The 16,414-nt window shown below is 36.9% G+C and carries 15 protein-coding genes; 13 read left to right on the top strand and 2 right to left on the bottom strand.

The window, feature by feature from the left end; translation table 11 throughout:
• Nucleotides 1-17 precede the first annotated feature (17 nt).
• The 9 genes from mutY (at nucleotide 18) to FEU33_RS13445 (ending at nucleotide 10,437) form a co-directional block, all read left to right on the top strand.
• Nucleotides 18-1,097, top strand: coding sequence for an A/G-specific adenine glycosylase (gene mutY, locus FEU33_RS13485; protein ID WP_146550019.1), 1,080 nt, complete (start codon nucleotides 18-20; stop codon nucleotides 1,095-1,097).
• A 204-nt stretch (nucleotides 1,098-1,301) separates the two neighbouring features.
• The gene (locus FEU33_RS13480) at nucleotides 1,302-1,514 is read left to right on the top strand and encodes a gamma-type small acid-soluble spore protein (RefSeq protein ID WP_146550018.1); all 213 of its coding nucleotides are present in this window, start codon (nucleotides 1,302-1,304) and stop codon (nucleotides 1,512-1,514) included.
• Nucleotides 1,515-1,658: 144 nt separating this feature from the next.
• A complete protein-coding gene (ntdP, locus tag FEU33_RS13475) occupies nucleotides 1,659-2,210 on the top strand; it encodes a nucleoside tri-diphosphate phosphatase (protein ID WP_146550017.1) in 552 nt (183 codons plus the stop codon).
• A 127-nt stretch (nucleotides 2,211-2,337) separates the two neighbouring features.
• Nucleotides 2,338-4,074 carry an ABC transporter ATP-binding protein gene (locus FEU33_RS13470; protein ID WP_186731425.1) on the top strand — a complete coding sequence of 579 codons (1,737 nt, stop codon included), beginning with the start codon at nucleotides 2,338-2,340 and terminating at the stop codon, nucleotides 4,072-4,074.
• Nucleotides 4,075-4,851: 777 nt separating this feature from the next.
• Nucleotides 4,852-5,880, top strand: a complete 1,029-nt coding sequence (locus tag FEU33_RS13465; protein ID WP_146550015.1) for an ABC transporter ATP-binding protein — start codon at nucleotides 4,852-4,854, stop codon at nucleotides 5,878-5,880.
• Complete coding sequence (locus tag FEU33_RS13460; RefSeq protein ID WP_146550014.1) at nucleotides 5,846-6,832, top strand: ABC transporter ATP-binding protein; 987 nt, start codon at nucleotides 5,846-5,848, stop codon at nucleotides 6,830-6,832. Before FEU33_RS13465 ends, FEU33_RS13460 begins: the two co-directional genes overlap by 35 nt.
• Nucleotides 6,833-6,858: 26 nt before the next feature.
• The gene (locus FEU33_RS13455) at nucleotides 6,859-8,457 is read left to right on the top strand and encodes an ABC transporter substrate-binding protein (protein WP_146550013.1); all 1,599 of its coding nucleotides are present in this window, start codon (nucleotides 6,859-6,861) and stop codon (nucleotides 8,455-8,457) included.
• A gap of 71 nt (nucleotides 8,458-8,528) precedes the next feature.
• Nucleotides 8,529-9,533: an ABC transporter permease gene (locus tag FEU33_RS13450; RefSeq protein ID WP_146550012.1), complete on the top strand. Its 1,005-nt coding sequence runs from the start codon at nucleotides 8,529-8,531 to the stop codon at nucleotides 9,531-9,533.
• Between the two features lie 13 nt (nucleotides 9,534-9,546).
• Nucleotides 9,547-10,437: an ABC transporter permease gene (locus FEU33_RS13445; RefSeq protein ID WP_146550011.1), complete on the top strand. Its 891-nt coding sequence runs from the start codon at nucleotides 9,547-9,549 to the stop codon at nucleotides 10,435-10,437.
• A gap of 279 nt (nucleotides 10,438-10,716) precedes the next feature.
• Here FEU33_RS13445 and FEU33_RS13440 read toward each other — a convergent pair whose 3' ends face one another.
• Nucleotides 10,717-11,811, bottom strand: a complete 1,095-nt coding sequence (locus tag FEU33_RS13440; protein ID WP_146550010.1) for an FUSC family protein — start codon at nucleotides 11,809-11,811, stop codon at nucleotides 10,717-10,719.
• Nucleotides 11,812-12,480: 669 nt separating this feature from the next.
• On the opposite strand from FEU33_RS13440, the gene FEU33_RS19315 reads away from it, so the two are divergent.
• From FEU33_RS19315 to perR, 3 genes are all read left to right on the top strand, one after another.
• On the top strand, nucleotides 12,481-12,615 hold the full coding sequence (locus FEU33_RS19315) for a hypothetical protein (protein ID WP_280524861.1): 135 nt from the start codon (nucleotides 12,481-12,483) through the stop codon (nucleotides 12,613-12,615).
• Nucleotides 12,616-12,705: 90 nt separating this feature from the next.
• A complete protein-coding gene (gene bcp / locus FEU33_RS13435; RefSeq protein WP_146550009.1) occupies nucleotides 12,706-13,179 on the top strand; it encodes a thioredoxin-dependent thiol peroxidase in 474 nt (157 codons plus the stop codon).
• A gap of 645 nt (nucleotides 13,180-13,824) precedes the next feature.
• Nucleotides 13,825-14,271 (top strand): peroxide-responsive transcriptional repressor PerR, encoded by a 447-nt coding sequence (perR, locus tag FEU33_RS13430; protein WP_146550008.1) that lies wholly within the window; start codon nucleotides 13,825-13,827, stop codon nucleotides 14,269-14,271.
• A 386-nt stretch (nucleotides 14,272-14,657) separates the two neighbouring features.
• On the opposite strand, the gene FEU33_RS13425 is transcribed toward perR, so the two are convergent.
• Nucleotides 14,658-15,041 (bottom strand): YgzB family protein, encoded by a 384-nt coding sequence (locus FEU33_RS13425; RefSeq protein ID WP_146550007.1) that lies wholly within the window; start codon nucleotides 15,039-15,041, stop codon nucleotides 14,658-14,660.
• Nucleotides 15,042-15,176: 135 nt separating this feature from the next.
• On the opposite strand from FEU33_RS13425, the gene FEU33_RS13420 reads away from it, so the two are divergent.
• Nucleotides 15,177-16,052: a nucleotidyltransferase-like protein gene (locus tag FEU33_RS13420; protein ID WP_146550006.1), complete on the top strand. Its 876-nt coding sequence runs from the start codon at nucleotides 15,177-15,179 to the stop codon at nucleotides 16,050-16,052.
• The last annotated feature ends 362 nt before the right edge of the window (nucleotides 16,053-16,414 follow it).

Here is a 16,414-nt window from a genome sequence, read left to right as displayed (position 1 = left end):
ATAATTAGGAGAAAATTGTGTATTACCAATATAAAAAACAATTTCAACAAGCATTAGTCGAATGGTTTCAAGATGAGAAAAGAGATTTACCATGGAGAAAGACCAAAGACCCTTATAAAATCTGGGTTTCAGAGGTCATGCTTCAACAAACAAGAGTCGATACAGTGATTCCATATTATAATCGTTTTATGAAAGAATTCCCTACACCTGAAGCATTGGCAAACGCTCCAGAAGAAAAGCTTTTAAAACAATGGGAAGGATTGGGATATTATTCAAGAGTACGCAATTTACAAGCCGGAGTCCGTGAAGTTGTTGAAACCTATGGAGGGAAAGTACCAGATAACCGTCCTGAAATTTCAAAACTTAAGGGAGTAGGTCCATATACCGCGGGTGCAGTATTAAGTATTGCCTACAATAAGGCGGAACATGCAGTAGATGGCAATGTTATGAGAGTACTAAGTCGAGTCTTATTAATAGAAGAGGATATTGCAGTCCCTAAAACTAAAAAGACATTCGAAAACGCAGTAATGGAGCTAATCGATACAAAACACCCATCAGAATTCAACCAAGGATTAATGGAATTGGGTGCATTAGTATGTACGCCAACATCACCCAAATGTTTACTTTGTCCTGTAAGAGAATTTTGTACAGCCTTCAACGAAGGAGATCCAGAAAAACTTCCTATTAAAACAAAAAAAATCAAAACGAAAAGCTTCTATTATGATGTATTTGTTGTACAAAATGAATATGGGGAAATTTTATTAGAAAAAAGACCTGAAAAAGGTTTGCTCGCAAACATGTGGCAATTTCCAATGCTTGAGCAAAATAGTCATGCTGAACACACGAATGAATCTGTACTTGCCACTACTTATCAAATGGAGCTTATTAGTCGTGAAAAACTGATCTCGTTTAAGCATGTTTTCTCCCATCTTGTGTGGAATATGGATAGCTATATGATAAATTCAAAGCAAGCTGGCAGGGAACTTGAAAAAGGTGAATGGTTTACAATGGAAGAAATGCAGCGATTGCCAATACCTGTACCTATGCAAAAAATTTTACAGCAGTATAGCAAAATCGATTCCCACACGGCATTGTAAAATAATTGCTCGATTTTTTGATGATTTCTAAAAAATATGATTTAGCATAAGCATGTGCAAATAGGGAAAGGCTTATGGCATAATCAAATCACAAAAATGCTTCGCTTGCAAAGACATGACCTCTACGATTAAACAAAACTTTAACAAATCATGAGTATAAAAAAAATCTCGATGCACAAGTTATATTGCGTGGAGGTGATACTCATGGCAAAGAAATTCAAAGGAGCAACAGATGCTCAAGAAGTAAGACAATTAAATCAACAAGCTGAAAGCAATAAGCAACAAGCTTCTGGGAGTTTTGGTCAACAAAACACTGAGGAGTTTGGTGCTGAAACAGATGTTCAAGCAGTAAAAAACCAAAACCAACAAGCTGAACGTAATAAACAACAAGCTTCTGGCAAATACGGAAACAAATAAAATGATTTTTAATCCATGAATTACTTAGTTGGTGAAGGAAATATACCTTCACCAATTTTTTGCTACACGTTTTCCGTTGGGATTGTTATAATGTTACAAAAGAACGCTCATAGAGGAGTGTTTATTAAAAAAGGTGGGCTTTTAATGGCAATACCGTCAGAAGGGGAAATCATACAAATACATAGCTATAAGCACAATGGCAATATTCATCGAGTTTGGCAGGAGACCATGGTTTTAAAGGCTACCAAAAACATCATTATCGGTGCAAACGAACGAACATTAGTTATTGAATCGGATGGGCGTACTTGGGTTACAAGAGAACCGTCAATTTGCTATTTCCACGCAGAACATTGGTTTAATATTATTTGTATGTTAAGAGAAGATGGAGTATATTACTACTGTAATATGAGTTCACCTTTTGTGTTCGACCATAATGCAGTCAAGTATATTGACTATGATTTAGATGTTAAAGTATTTCCAGATATGTCTTACACACTGCTCGATGAAGATGAATATGAACAACATAAAAAGGCCATGGGATATCCACCTGTTATTGATCATATCCTGAAATCGAATGTCGACAAACTTATAAGCTGGATTCAACAAAGAAGAGGTCCATTTGCTCCTGATTTTATAGAAGCATGGACAAGTCGGTATGAGTTCCGAAGACAGTTGCATGAAAATAATGATGAGTAGGAAAGGAATGTCGCATGAATTTTTATTAATGTGACAGCGCCTGTTAATCGAAGATTGTTAGGAGTTGCCCAAAAGTGGTTTAGAGGGCAGCTTTTTTGTTTGAAAGGACCGGATTATTTTGGAGAGTATGAAACGCTATTTGCAATTCGTTAAACCGTATCGCTTAGAAATATTTTTAACTTTTATTATTGGTGTCCTGAAATTTGCTATTCCTCTTTTTACACCTGTACTGATAAAAATTGTGATAGATGATATCATCAATGCTCATCACTTAACTAGTGATGAGAAAACGATGGAATTATTTTATTGGCTTGCTGGAACAACTATTTTGTTCTTTGTTATTCGACCACCTGTTGAATATTACCGCCAATATTTAGCGCAAAAAGTAAGTAACAAGATTCTTTATGATATTCGTCAGAAGTTGTATGGACACCTACAAAAACTAGGTTTAAGTTATTATGCCAATACACGTGTAGGCGATGTTATTTCTCGAACGATCAATGATGTTGAACAAACCAAAGAATTTATTATGACAGGACTTATGAATGTATGGATTGATCTATGCACAATTATGATAGCGATCGGCATTATGTTGAAGCTTGATGTGAAGCTTACGATCGTTTCACTAGTCGCATTTCCTTTTTATGCAATTAGTGTTCGCTATTTCTTTGGACGCTTAAGAAAGTTAACAAGAGAGCGTTCGAGAGCCTTAGCTGATGTTCAAAGCTATTTACACGAACGTGTACAAGGGATCAGCATCATTAAAAGCTTTACTTTAGAAAAGCATGAACAGCAAATTTTTGATGGAACGAACGGCCACTTTTTAACCAAAGCATTAAATCAAACAAAGTGGAACGCCAAAACTTTTGCAGTCGTCAATACGATTACCGGTATCGCGCCACTTGTAGTTGTGGGCTATGCTGGATATCAAGTAATTCATGGGCATTTATCCGTTGGAACAATGGCTGCGTTTGTAGCATATATAGACAGTTTGTATAACCCATTAAGAAGACTTGTCAACTCATCGACTACATTGACACAGTCGGTAGCATCTATGGATCGTATGTTTGAATTATTTGATGAAAAATATGACATTGAGGATAGTAAGGACGCGAAGGCGTTACCTACCATCAAAGGTCAAATTGATTTTGAGAATGTGACTTTTCGCTATGAAGAAAAGGGGAGAGATATTCTAAAAAGTATCGATCTTCATATTTCACCTGGGCAAACAGTGGCATTGGTTGGAATGAGTGGTGGTGGAAAATCTACTATTATAAGCTTAATCCCACGCTTTTATGACGTCATGACAGGAGCGGTTAAAATCGATAATATAGATGTCCGACAATTAACCATTTATTCTTTACGCTCGCAAATCGGAATTGTATTACAGGATAATATATTGTTCAGTGACTCGGTCAAGGCAAATATTCTAATGGGAGATCCTAATGCAACAGACGAAGAAGTCATTGCTGCTGCCAAAGCTGCTAACGCACATGACTTCATCATGTCATTACCAGAGGGTTATGAAACAAAGGTAGGGGAACGTGGTGTTAAACTTTCTGGAGGGCAAAAACAACGAGTGGCTATTGCTCGAGTATTCCTGAAGAATCCGCCAATTCTCATTTTAGATGAGGCTACATCTGCCCTCGACTTAGAGAGTGAGGCATTGATTCAAGAATCACTAGATCAGCTTGCACATAATCGTACAACAGTCATTGTGGCGCATCGACTATCGACGATTACACGTGCAGATCAAATTTTTGTGATTGATCATGGTGAATTGAAGGAGCAAGGTACTCATGATTCATTGATGAATCAAAAGGGGATTTATCACGATTTGTTCCAAATTCAAAAGTTAGGCTAATGTGAATAATTGTTTAAGGAACGCCAAAAGTTTTTCTTACATAGAGAAGTTATTGTAGCTTTTGAAGTAAGAATGTGCAAAGTGAAACCTCACTTAGAAGTTTTCATCATCTTCTACTAGGTGTTTAATAGAACAATTGAATTTTTTATAAGTAGTTGATCCCCATCTTTCCTTCTCTCCCTTGCGACTGAAGCAAGGTTTTTATTGCCCATTAATATATGGTGACAAGCCAAAAAGTACGAATGTTGATTAATACAGCATTCGTACTTTTTTTATATAGATCTTCGTTGCGGCTTGCTCGACTCCTCGAAAATGCATGCGCATTTCCTTCGTGCGGTGTTGATTCGATGAAGCCAATTCAATGTCCCGTGGGAAAAGCGAATAGATGAGACCCCACAGCGTAGCGATTGAAGGAACGGAATCTAAGAACGCCACGTACTGTGGCAACGATTCCGTGACCAACATCCTGTTGCCCTCAGCGTTCGCCCGCAGGAAAGCGGGCAAGTCGTAGCGGAAATCAATGAATACACTATATTTTATGTGGAAAATTGGATAATCAACACGCTTGATATTATAAAATATTTTTTTGGAATGAAAACGCTTTTGTAAAGCATTTCCTTACATGATTCGATATAGTTAAAAAAGAAAGCCGATACATATTTTCCAAATTTCTATTGCATTCTCATTTTTTATATTTATAATAAATCGAAAAGAAATAATTTTTCGATAAATCTAATAATATTTAATGATTAGATATTGAAAAGGAGGGTGCCGTGGATGGATGATCGTAAAGAATTGCTGAAAGTTGAAGCATTAGAAACAACCTTTTTTACTGATGGCGGTGAAATCCCTGCGGTCGATCATATAGACTTTTCCTTGAAAGAAGGAGAAATCTTAGGGATTGTAGGAGAATCAGGTTGTGGTAAGAGTGTAACTTCCTTGTCTATTATGGGACTTTTGCCCTCACCACCTGGCAAGATTACAGGTGGAAAGATTTTATTAGATAATAAAGATTTAACAAAGCTATCGGAAAAAGAGATGCGCAAAGTTAGAGGGAAGGATATCGCAATGATATTCCAAGAGCCCATGACATCGCTCAACCCATTATTTACAATTGGCAATCAGCTTACTGAAGCTATTTTGATCCATCATAAAAATTGGACAAAAAAACAGGCAAATGCACGTGCAGCGAAAATGATGAAGCTTGTTGGTCTACCAAGAGCAGAGGAATTATTAAAAGAATATCCTCATCAATTATCTGGAGGTATGCGGCAACGTGTCATGATTGCAATGGCGCTTGTTTGTGATCCCAAAGTATTAATTGCAGATGAACCAACAACAGCTCTTGATGTAACGATTCAAGCTCAAATTCTGCAACTGATGAAGGAACTTAATAAACGTTTAAAGACAGCAGTTATGCTGATTACCCATGATTTAGGTGTTGTGGCTGAAACGTGTGAACGCGTTATTGTTATGTATAGTGGACAAGTGGTGGAGGAGGGGCCAGTCGATGTTATTTTTAAAGACCCTCAACATCCTTACACACAAGGATTGATTCAATCAGTACCGGATATGCGCCATAAAAAGGATCGATTATATTCCATAACAGGCAGTGTACCGAAACCGGGTTCTATAAAAGTGGGCTGTCGCTTTGCTGCACGCTGTGAATTTGCCACAAAAAAATGTATAGAAGCAAGTCCAAAGTTATATCAAACATCTGACGCACATAAAACAAGGTGTTTTCTACATGAGGGAAAGAAGGTGTCTTCAAATGACAGAGCCATTGTTGAAAGTACAAGGACTTAAAAAGTATTTTCCCATTCGTTCAGGCATATTCGGACAAATCACGGGGCAAGTAAAGGCGGTCGATGATGTTTCGTTTTATGTCAATGAAGGAGAAACGCTTGGTATTGTAGGAGAATCAGGCTGCGGTAAATCTACTACGGGGAGAATGCTAATGAGATTGCTAGAACCAACAGAAGGAGCAATCGAGTTTCAAGGACAAAACCTTGCAAAACTATCTCCTTTTGAAATGAGAAAAGCACGTCGTGATATTCAAATGGTTTTCCAAGATCCATATGCTTCTCTGAATCCAAGACATTCTATTGGGCAAATTCTAGAAGAGCCGCTTATTGTTCATGGGATTGGCGATGCTAAAGAACGTAAAAAAAGGGTGAGGGCATTATTAGAAATTGTCGGATTGAGTGATGATCATGCCAAACGATATCCACACCAGTTCAGTGGTGGACAAAGACAACGGATCGGTATTGCTAGAGCATTAATGACAAATCCAAAACTGATTATTGCTGATGAACCAGTTTCTGCATTAGATGTATCTATACAAGCACAAGTTTTAAACTTAATGCAAGATTTGCAGAAAGAATTAAAACTTACATATATATTTATCGCCCATGATTTAGGGGTTGTACGACATATTAGTGATCGGGTTGGCGTGATGTATTTAGGAAAAATAGTTGAGCTATCAGAAAGCGAAGAATTATATGCTAATCCACTACATCCATATACAAAAGGTTTGTTATCTGCTGTGCCTATACCAGATCCGGATTTTAGGAGACAACAAATCATAATAGAGGGGGATGTTCCAAGTCCTTCAAGTCCTCCAAAAGGATGCACTTTCCATACAAGATGTCCGTTTAAAATGGATATTTGTACAAAATCAGTCCCGCAATTGACTGAGGCTCAACATGGTCATTCTGTAGCTTGTCATTTATACAATGAACAAGCGAATGATAAATAAAAAAGAAGATGGGGGAAATGATGTTTATGAGAAATAGGAAATTATTATCCTTTGGTCTGTTTTTAGTACTGATATTTTCAACAGTGCTAGCTGGATGTGGATCTGGCGATAAGAAAGAAACATCGAGTGATAGTAATGGAGGAAAAACGCTCATCTATGGTCGTAGCGGTGACTCAGTATCACTTGATCCGGCGGTAGTAACAGATGGCGAATCATTTAAAGTAACAACCAATATTTTCGAAACATTAATCAACTTTGGTGAACAAGATACTTCGTTGCAGCCAGGATTAGCGAAAAAATGGGAAGGTTCGAAGGATGGACTTACCTATACTTTCGAATTACAAGAAGGGGTTAAGTTCCAAGATGGTACAGATTTTAACGCTGATGCTGTAGTTAAAAACTTTGACCGTTGGATGAATGGGAACGCAGATAAATTTCCGTATTTTGTATCCATGTTTGGCGGTTTCAAAGGGGACAAAAACGCAATCATTAAAGAGGTAAAAGCGGATGGTGACAACAAGGTGGTCATTACATTAAATAAACCACAAGCACCATTCCTCAAAAATTTAGCCATGACAGCATTTGCGATTGCTTCTCCAACCGCATTTGAAAAAGAAGGAGACAAATTTGGTGATAACCCAGTTGGGACAGGTCCTTTTAAATTTGTTTCTTGGAAACGCAATGATTCAGTAACTATTGAGAAAAATAAAGATTATTGGCAAAAGGGTCAGCCTAAGTTAGATAAATTAATATTCAAATCCATTACAGATAATTCTGCTCGACTTAACGCTTTAAAAACGGGCGAAATCGATTTAGCTGATGGTATCAACCCAACAGACGCAAAAACGATTGAAGATGATAGTAATCTTCAATTATTGAAACGACCATCTATGAATGTTGGCTATCTAGGATTAACATCAACTCGTCCTCCGTTCGATAACGTAAAAGTCCGCCAAGCTGTAAACTATGCAATTGATAAAGAGGCAATTATCAAAGCGTTTTACAATGGTCAAGCTGAGGTTGCCAAAAATCCAATGCCTCCTGTTATTGAAGGTTATAACGATGATGTAAAAGGTTATGATTATGATCCAGAGAAAGCCAAACAACTATTGAAAGAAGCAGGTTATGATGGTAAAAAAATTGAACTTTGGGCAATGCCAGTAGCACGTCCATATATGCCTGATGGTCAAAAAATTGCCGAAGCTATTCAAAAGAATTTAGCTGATGTCGGGATTCAATCAAAAATCGTTTCATATGAATGGGCTACTTATCTTGAAAAACTAACGAACGGAGAAGCAGATGCATTCTTGATGGGATGGACAGGTGATAATGGTGATGCCGATAACTTCCTGTTCACATTATTAGATGAAACAACGATTGGTTCTAACAACTATGCTTATTATAAAAATGCAGAAGTTCACAAATTGTTAGCAACTGCTCAATCAGAGACAAATGAAGATAAGCGTAATGATCTTTACAAAAAAGCACAGGTGATTATTTCTAAAGATGCACCATGGGTACCACTTGCTCATTCAACTCCACTATTAGCTGGTAAGAGCACTATTCAAGGATTCGTTGCTCATCCAACGGGCACTGATAAATTTAATAACGTAGACATTAAATAGAAGAAATGGAGGCCCCTGCTTTAGGGCAGGGGCATATTTTTAGCTAATACAGGATGGAGAGGTGAAGAAGAATGCTTCACTATATCGGCAAACGATTATTACAGTTGATTCCCGTTTTGCTTGGAATGACTTTTATAGTATTTATGATCATCCGTGCAATTCCTGGTGATCCCGCGAAAGTAATCTTAGGGCAACAGGCCACTAAAGAGGCAGTCGCGGCGTTGCGTGCAAATCTAGGATTAGATAATCCATGGTATATTCAATACTTTCATTATTTAGGCGGTTTATTAACAGGTGATCTAGGTGAATCTATGCGTACAAAGGTTCCGGTATCTACTGAGATTTGGTCTTATTTGGCTGCTACTTTGGAACTTTCATTATTCGCAATGATTCTAGCAATTGTAATAGGTGTCAATGCAGGGATCATTTCAGCTTGGTTTCAAAATTCATGGTTTGACTATACGGCAATGGTTTTTGCATTAGTAGGGGTGTCAGTTCCTATTTTTTGGTTAGGTTTAATGGGACAATGGACCTTTGGCACTCAACTTGATTGGCTACCCACTACTGGGAGAGAAGATACAAGAGATCCTGTTACGGCAATAACGCATTTGTACATACTGGACACAATCATTCAAGGGAGATTTGATCAATTAATCGTTGTGTTAAAACATTTGATATTACCAGCTTTTGCACTGGCGACGATACCGATGGCGATTATTGCTCGAATGACCCGTTCTAGTATGCTCGAAGTTATGCGATCTGACTATGTACGTACAGCTCGTGCAAAAGGTCAAAAGATGTTTATCGTTATTTATAAACATGCATTAAAAAACGCTATCATTCCTGTATTAACGGTTATTGGTTTACAAATGGGGCTATTGCTCGGTGGCGCTATTCTTACAGAAACCATTTTCAGCTGGCCTGGAATTGGTCGCTATGTGTATGACGCAATCAGTTTCCGTGATTATCCTGTTATACAATCAGGGATTTTAATCATTGCATTTATCTTCGTCATGATAAATTTAATCGTTGATATTTTATATAGTGTTATTGATCCAAGAATTAAGTATAAATAAGGGGGAGTCCAATATGTCTGAAGTTGTTGCGAATACGACAGAGAATTTAACAACTCATAAGGAAGTTGGACCATGGAAAGAAGCTTGGCACAACTTTAAGAAAAGCAAAGCTGCTGTAGTTGGAGCAGGTATTGTGGCGTTCTTCATCATATTAGCTATCTTTGGATCATGGATTGCTCCACAAGGGGTGAACGAACAAAATTTAAGTGAACGCTTAATGGCGCCATCAGCTAAGCATTGGTTCGGTACAGATGACTTTGGACGAGATATATTCTCTCGTGTCGTATATGGTGCACGAGTTTCGCTATGGGTTGGTTTCTCATCTGTCATTGGTTCAGTGATTGTAGGAAGTATTTTAGGGATTGTAGCAGGTTATTATGGTCGCTGGGTAGATACAATTATTTCTCGATTATTTGATATTTTATTAGCTTTTCCAAGTATTTTACTAGCTATTTCAATTGTAGCAGTTTTAGGACCTTCTTTACAAAATGCACTCATCGCAATTGCCATTATCAATGTACCGAACTTTGGACGCCTTATTCGTTCCAAAGTATTGAGTATTAAACAAGAAGAATATATTATGTCAGCGAAAGCAATTGGGATGAATGACTTTCGCATTCTTTTTAGACATATACTCCCTAACTCAATGACGCCCGTTATTGTACAAGGGACTCTTGCCATTGCTTCTGCGATTATTGAAGCAGCTGGGTTAGGATTTCTTGGTCTAGGCGCACAAGCACCAACTCCAGAATGGGGAAAAATGTTGTCAGATGCTAGAGTATACTTAGTTAATGCCCCGTGGACGATGATTTTTCCTGGTTTAGCTATTATGCTTACTGTTTTAGGCTTCAATCTGATGGGAGATGGATTGCGTGATGCACTCGATCCTAAAATGAAAAATTAAGAAAAAAACCGCAATATCTTTGACCAGAAAGATATATTGCGGTTTTTCAAAAGATTTTTATCCCGCGTTAACGGGCAGTAAGACCCCTACCTCAAGGTTTAGAGAGAAACGAGAAAAATAGGTGGGGGGATCAACTGCCGCATGTGCCCGATTGGTTTGGGCCAACAAGATGTTGGTCACTCAGGTGTTGCCAAGGACGTGGCGCTTTTAACCTGAGTTCCTCTATTTTAGTGGAGGATGAAGAAAACCCCCACTGATGGAAGCTTCACTTTATTGATATTACATAGTTCGGTCTTCTATTTCTACTTTTAAGAGCTCGTGTGAATGGTGATTCTGATAAGCCATGATCAGTGTGTCGAGATGTTCAAGGTTTTCTTCATAATCTAAAATGCGAGAAAGAATATGCAACAGATGATAGCTTGAAAATTCTTCTTCATTTTCATCTGCATGTGCTAAGACAATGTGTTCGGCGAATATATCCATAACCTCATTACGCTGTAGATATTCTTCTTGCCCTACCCACGTGATATGCTCGGGTTTAAGTTTTCCTGTATATTTTAAAAACAACTGTTCATGATAAGTTAACAAATAATCTAATCGTTCTTGAATCATAATCCGAAAACGTTCTGGTAAATTGGTCATTTCATTTTCGTGCAAATGCAGACGGTTTAATACTTCAATGCTTTTTTTCGTCGTTAAAATCATTTGTCGATAGACGACTAATTTACGTGCTTTTATATATTTCTTTTTGCCAAAATATGCACGCTCTTCTTTATATAGATGATATAAAGTATTGATGCGTTCGTAACGCTGCTTCAATGCTCTCAATGATTGCTTTGTAGAAGTATGCTCTGAAGCTTGACGGACAGCCAAGCGAATCCATCGAATGATATCGTCTTGTAAAATATTGATAGATGTAAAAAGTCGTGTTTCATATCTGGGCGGCAAGAATAGGAGATTCACCACAAAGGCGGCTAATACACCTATCATTATGGTAGCAAAGCGAATAAGACCAAACATAATAAATTGCTCGCCTTGAACTTCCATAATAACAATCATAGTAACAAGGGCTAGCGAGATGCTATCTTCAAGTTTAAATTTAATCATAATCGATAATGTAACAATAGCTGCTAATCCAACAGCTACATACTCATGACCAAAAATAGAGCCGAATGTAACAGCGACGACTGCACCAATCAGATTTCCTTGTAATTGTTCGATAATTGTTCGATAAGAACGATAAAGGGAAGGCTGCAATGCGAAAATAGCAGCGATTCCTGCAAATATTGGAGATGGACAATGTAATGCTTTAGCTACAAATAAAGCCAATACAATGGCAACTCCTGTTTTTAATATTCGGGCACCTAATTTCATATGAAAATGGGTAACCTCACTTTCTATGTTTTATATTCAATTTAATGATAAAGTCTCCGGTGGATGTCACGGATTTTGAAGAGGAATTTTTCGAGCAAGTTCGAAAAAAATCCGGACGCCGGTTAACTGGAGGCGTAATTGATCCCGTAGCACTATCAGCCAATAAGTTTCCACTTTAAGATGCAAGAAACAAGCAGACAATAAGTGAAGGTTTAGCTTGTTATAAAAGCTTGATTAGTTCACCTAACACCTAGTGATGAAAATTTCCGCTGGGGAAAGTTTTACTTTATCCCGTGTTAACGGGCAGTAGACCCCCACCTCAAGGTTTAGAGAGAAACAAGAAAGAGAGGTGGGGATCAACTGACGCATGCGCCCGATTGGTTCAGCTAACCATCAGTGGGGGATGAGGAAACCCCACTGATGGAAGCTTTACTTTATTCCGCACTAGCGGGTAATAAGCTCCCATTTCAAAGATACATGGAAAAGGCAAGAAGATAAATAGGTAACTGCCTGTAATGTAAGATTGTTTCAATGATCATCCAGTGAGGATGGAGAAAATTCTCCACTGGATGAAGTTTCACTTTATTACATAGGTTTGTATCTTTTTATCCCGTGTTAACGGGCAGTAAGACCTCCACCACAAGGTTTAGAGAGAAACGAGAAAGATAGGTGGGGGATCAACTGCCGCATGCGCCCGATGGTTTGAGCGGGCAAGATGTTGGTCACTCAAGTGTCGCCACAGGACGTGACGCTTTTCACTTTCGTTCCTCTATTTCAGTGGGGAATGAAGAAAACCCCCACTGATGGAAGCTTCACTTTATTGTAGTCAATTATTCTACAAAGTGCCAAATAAATTGTTACAATATAGAAAGTATATGAAATGGAGGAGTTAACATGACAATGTTGGAAGGTACACAAGCACCAGTATTTTCATTACACAATGAAAAAGGGGAGCCGGTTTCTTTATCTGATTATAAGGGGAAAAAATCAGTCGTACTCTATTTTTATCCTAAAGATTTAACACCTGGCTGTACAACAGAGGCGTGTGGTTTTCGTGATGCGCATAAAGATTTTTCAGATTTGGACGCAGTGATTTTAGGTGTAAGTCCTGATGACGAGAGTAAACATGTAAAATTTATCGAAAAACATGGACTACCTTTTTCTTTACTTGTAGATATAGATCACAAAGTAGCAGAGTCTTATGGCGTTTGGAAGCTGAAGAAAATGTATGGTAAAGAATATATGGGGATTGAACGTTCTACATTTTTGATCAACAAAGAGGGAATTATAGAAAAAGAATGGCGTAAAGTACGCGTCAAAAACCATATTGAGGAAGTATTAAACTATCTTCGTGATAAAGAAGAATAGTTTACCCCGCTTAAACAGGCAGTAAGATCCACATCTCAAGATTTAGAGAGAAACGAAGAAGAGAGATGGGGGAACAACTTTTAACCTGAGTTTCTCTATTTCAGTGGGGGATGAAGAAAATCCCCACTGATGGAGTTTCACTTTATCGGGAATGATAAAGGAAGGATAGAGAAATCTGTATTAGTAGGTATTTTTGCCAACAAACAATTCTTACTTGATTTGTGAAAAATAAAAATAGAGTTGCCAAAATAATGATAAATGAATTTTTTATCAGTGGGGAGTGGGGGTTCTTTAACTTTCACTGCCTTCTTTTATTTTACAAAATATTCAAAATTTTAAGGTAACAAGTATTCCTTTTGGCGAATGTGAAGCAAATTGTAAATAAACAACTATCATTATCGTCATTTAATTGAGAATTCAATGAAGAAGGCAGATGTTTTTACATAGTGAATTTCATTGGATTATAAAGGAAATTCACCTTGATAGCATATAGATTGAAACCCTCATCCAATGGGGTGCTTACTGCCTATAAATGAACAGAAAACCGCAATAACGGCTAGAATTGTTGACATTTGCACTACTTATTAAGTAAACTAATTATAACGATTATAAATAAATAATATTTATGAAGTGAGGTGCATGGCGATGTCTGAACTACATTTAAAAAACGCACTCGACACGCTAAAGAAAACTGGCGTAAGGATTACTCCTCAACGTCATGCGATTCTTGAGTATTTGATCGAATCAATGTCACATCCTACGGCTGACGATATATATAAAGCATTAGAACATAGATTTCCTAATATGAGTGTTGCTACTGTATATAATAATTTACGCGTTTTTCGTGAAGCAGGTCTTGTCCGAGAATTGACATATGGTGATAACGCTAGTCGTTTCGATTTTGTGACAAGCAAACATTATCATATCATTTGTGAATCCTGTGGCAAAATTGTAGATTTCCATTATCCTGGTCTTGATGAGGTAGAACATCTTGCCGCCCATGTGACCGGTTTTAAGGTCAACTCTCATCGATTAGAAGTATACGGAATATGCCCAGAATGTGCGAAGAAAGAAAATCAAACAGAAGAATAATAGTTTAAGCAATGGACTGTCCAAGAGCATGGATTCATCAGCTTCATCATATGAAAAAATAGAGCACAGATTGCTGCTAAAACAGCATTTTGTGCTCTTTGCATTGTATCTTCTTCTATTTAAGAGTTGACATTTTGCGATAGAATCATATATTGAATAGAACTATCTATTTTGAATGGCCACGATCTTATGGTTCACATTTGAGGCTTGTTGTCGCAAGCATGTCAAATTCAAGCTAGTTCCTCCGTCGAAAACTATAAAAGGAACTTTTCAAGCAAGTTCGAAAAGATCTGGAAGCTAATACGATGGACGCATTTAATAGAGAAAATTCCGATGTAAATTGAAATTAGATAGTTAAATCACAAATCCTCGAAAAAATCATTCTATTATTCTTGACTATTTTTTTTATGTTTTTCTCTTTTATTGTTATAATCTTGATTGAACTCTTTACCTTCTAATGACTTGTCCAATGTTAAAGGCTCATTACAAAACATGCACATATCAACGCGACCTAGCATCTTTGTATGTTTATGACAATTCGGACATTCGACCATAACAGCTTGTGTTGATAATAGACCAATCCAAGCGTAAACAACCGTACTAGCAATAATACAAAGCATACCCAAAGCTATAAAAATCATCGCTGCCCACTTATGGTCTCTAAAGATAATAGCACCATACATGATGATAAAGCCAATAAATATCAATGATAAAGCAAATGTACGAATTTTATTAATTTTACTTTTATAAGGTTTCTTATTGGATTTCATTTGCAAGCCTCCTACTCTAAAGCATACTAAAAACAGGAACGTAAGGCAATACGAATTGAAACTTCAAAGAGGAATCTAACTTCAACTGTCGAAAGATAATTATTATGAAAGAGATTTTATTCTAGGAGGATATTAATGGAGCAATTACTTCGTCCAATATACCAAGAACGTGCAAGTCAACCTAATACGTTAGGGATTATTATAGTAGAGAAAAGAGAAAAAGTAAGTCCGATTACAGATACCTTTGATACGATCCTTTTAGTCATTGCAAAAGAGAACAGTGTGCCTGTTTATACAAAACATTACACTTTTGAAAATCAAAAAGCAGCTATGCATATTATCACTGAAAAGCAACTACATAAATGGTTACTGGTTGGTACCAATAAAAAATTAATTGATTGGATATTGTTTGGGAAAATAGTATTTGATCGAAATGAATATGTGAGCAATTTAAAACAAAATCTAAAGGACTTCCCTTTCTATGGAAGAAACATCAAAATGGGCATCGAATTTGCAAAATTGATTCGTCATTATTTAGAGGGGAAAGTGTGTCTAGAAGAAACCAATTACTTAGATGCATACAATCATGTTGTTGAATCGCTACATCATTTGGCACGATTGGCAATATTGGATAAAGGATTATATCCAGAGGTAACTGTATGGTCACAAGTAAAACAAATTGATCCAGAAATTTATAAATTATATGAAGAATTAATAACGAGCGAAGAGTCTATCCAGAAAAGATTAGAGCTGTTGTTTTTGGCTAGTGAGTTTTTGATTCATTCCCGCATTGCTGATGGAGCTCGCCATATCGTCAATGTTATGTCCAAAAAGGAATATTGGACAATTCAAGAAATGCATGAGCAAGAAGAATTGAAAAATTACTCTGTCGACTTAGAAGTGTTTGTTGAATTTCTAATTAGTAAAGGATATATTCTAGTTGAACAAGTAGAAACAAAAAGTGATATGATCTTCCACAGACTATATAAGGTTGAACAATCTGCCGATTAGTTGTATATTAATGAATACAGTGTTTAGATTATATGAAATAATTTCATAAAAAGTATTGACCTTTATGGAGGAATTATTGTAAAATATCATATGTCTTTGAAAACGTGTGAAGGTTGAAAGTTAAGCTTCTAAAAAAACTTTTTCAAAAAAACATTGACATTAAAGAAGTTTGATGATAAGATTTAAAAGTCGCTAAGATGACAGCAAGATATGAACCTTGAAAACTGAACAAGCAAGACGTTAATCAATAAAATTTTGTCACTAACCTTCGTTAGTGACAAAGACAAAATAGATATCATCTTCGGATGATACGCTAGCAAAGCAAATGAGCTTTCAAACTTAACTTTTATGGAGAGTTTGAT

This window comes from Rummeliibacillus suwonensis (genome assembly GCF_007896435.1).
GTDB classification, from domain to species: domain Bacteria; phylum Bacillota; class Bacilli; order Bacillales_A; family Planococcaceae; genus Rummeliibacillus; species Rummeliibacillus suwonensis.
Note: the sequence above shows the minus strand (reverse complement) of the source record. Positions and strands in the feature narration are given on the sequence as shown.

Coding starts and splice junctions, on each gene's coding strand:
- FEU33_RS13480 (WP_146550018.1), top strand. CDS start 1,302: ATGGCAAAGAAATTCAAAGGAGCAACAGATGCTCAAGAAGTAAGACAA.
- ntdP (WP_146550017.1), top strand. CDS start 1,659: ATGGCAATACCGTCAGAAGGGGAAATCATACAAATACATAGCTATAAG.
- FEU33_RS13470 (WP_186731425.1), top strand. CDS start 2,338: ATGAAACGCTATTTGCAATTCGTTAAACCGTATCGCTTAGAAATATTT.
- FEU33_RS13465 (WP_146550015.1), top strand. CDS start 4,852: ATGGATGATCGTAAAGAATTGCTGAAAGTTGAAGCATTAGAAACAACC.
- FEU33_RS13460 (WP_146550014.1), top strand. CDS start 5,846: ATGACAGAGCCATTGTTGAAAGTACAAGGACTTAAAAAGTATTTTCCC.
- FEU33_RS13455 (WP_146550013.1), top strand. CDS start 6,859: ATGAGAAATAGGAAATTATTATCCTTTGGTCTGTTTTTAGTACTGATA.
- FEU33_RS13450 (WP_146550012.1), top strand. CDS start 8,529: ATGCTTCACTATATCGGCAAACGATTATTACAGTTGATTCCCGTTTTG.
- FEU33_RS13445 (WP_146550011.1), top strand. CDS start 9,547: ATGTCTGAAGTTGTTGCGAATACGACAGAGAATTTAACAACTCATAAG.
- FEU33_RS13440 (WP_146550010.1), bottom strand. CDS start 11,811: ATGAAATTAGGTGCCCGAATATTAAAAACAGGAGTTGCCATTGTATTG.
- bcp (WP_146550009.1), top strand. CDS start 12,706: ATGACAATGTTGGAAGGTACACAAGCACCAGTATTTTCATTACACAAT.
- perR (WP_146550008.1), top strand. CDS start 13,825: ATGTCTGAACTACATTTAAAAAACGCACTCGACACGCTAAAGAAAACT.
- FEU33_RS13425 (WP_146550007.1), bottom strand. CDS start 15,041: ATGAAATCCAATAAGAAACCTTATAAAAGTAAAATTAATAAAATTCGT.
- FEU33_RS13420 (WP_146550006.1), top strand. CDS start 15,177: ATGGAGCAATTACTTCGTCCAATATACCAAGAACGTGCAAGTCAACCT.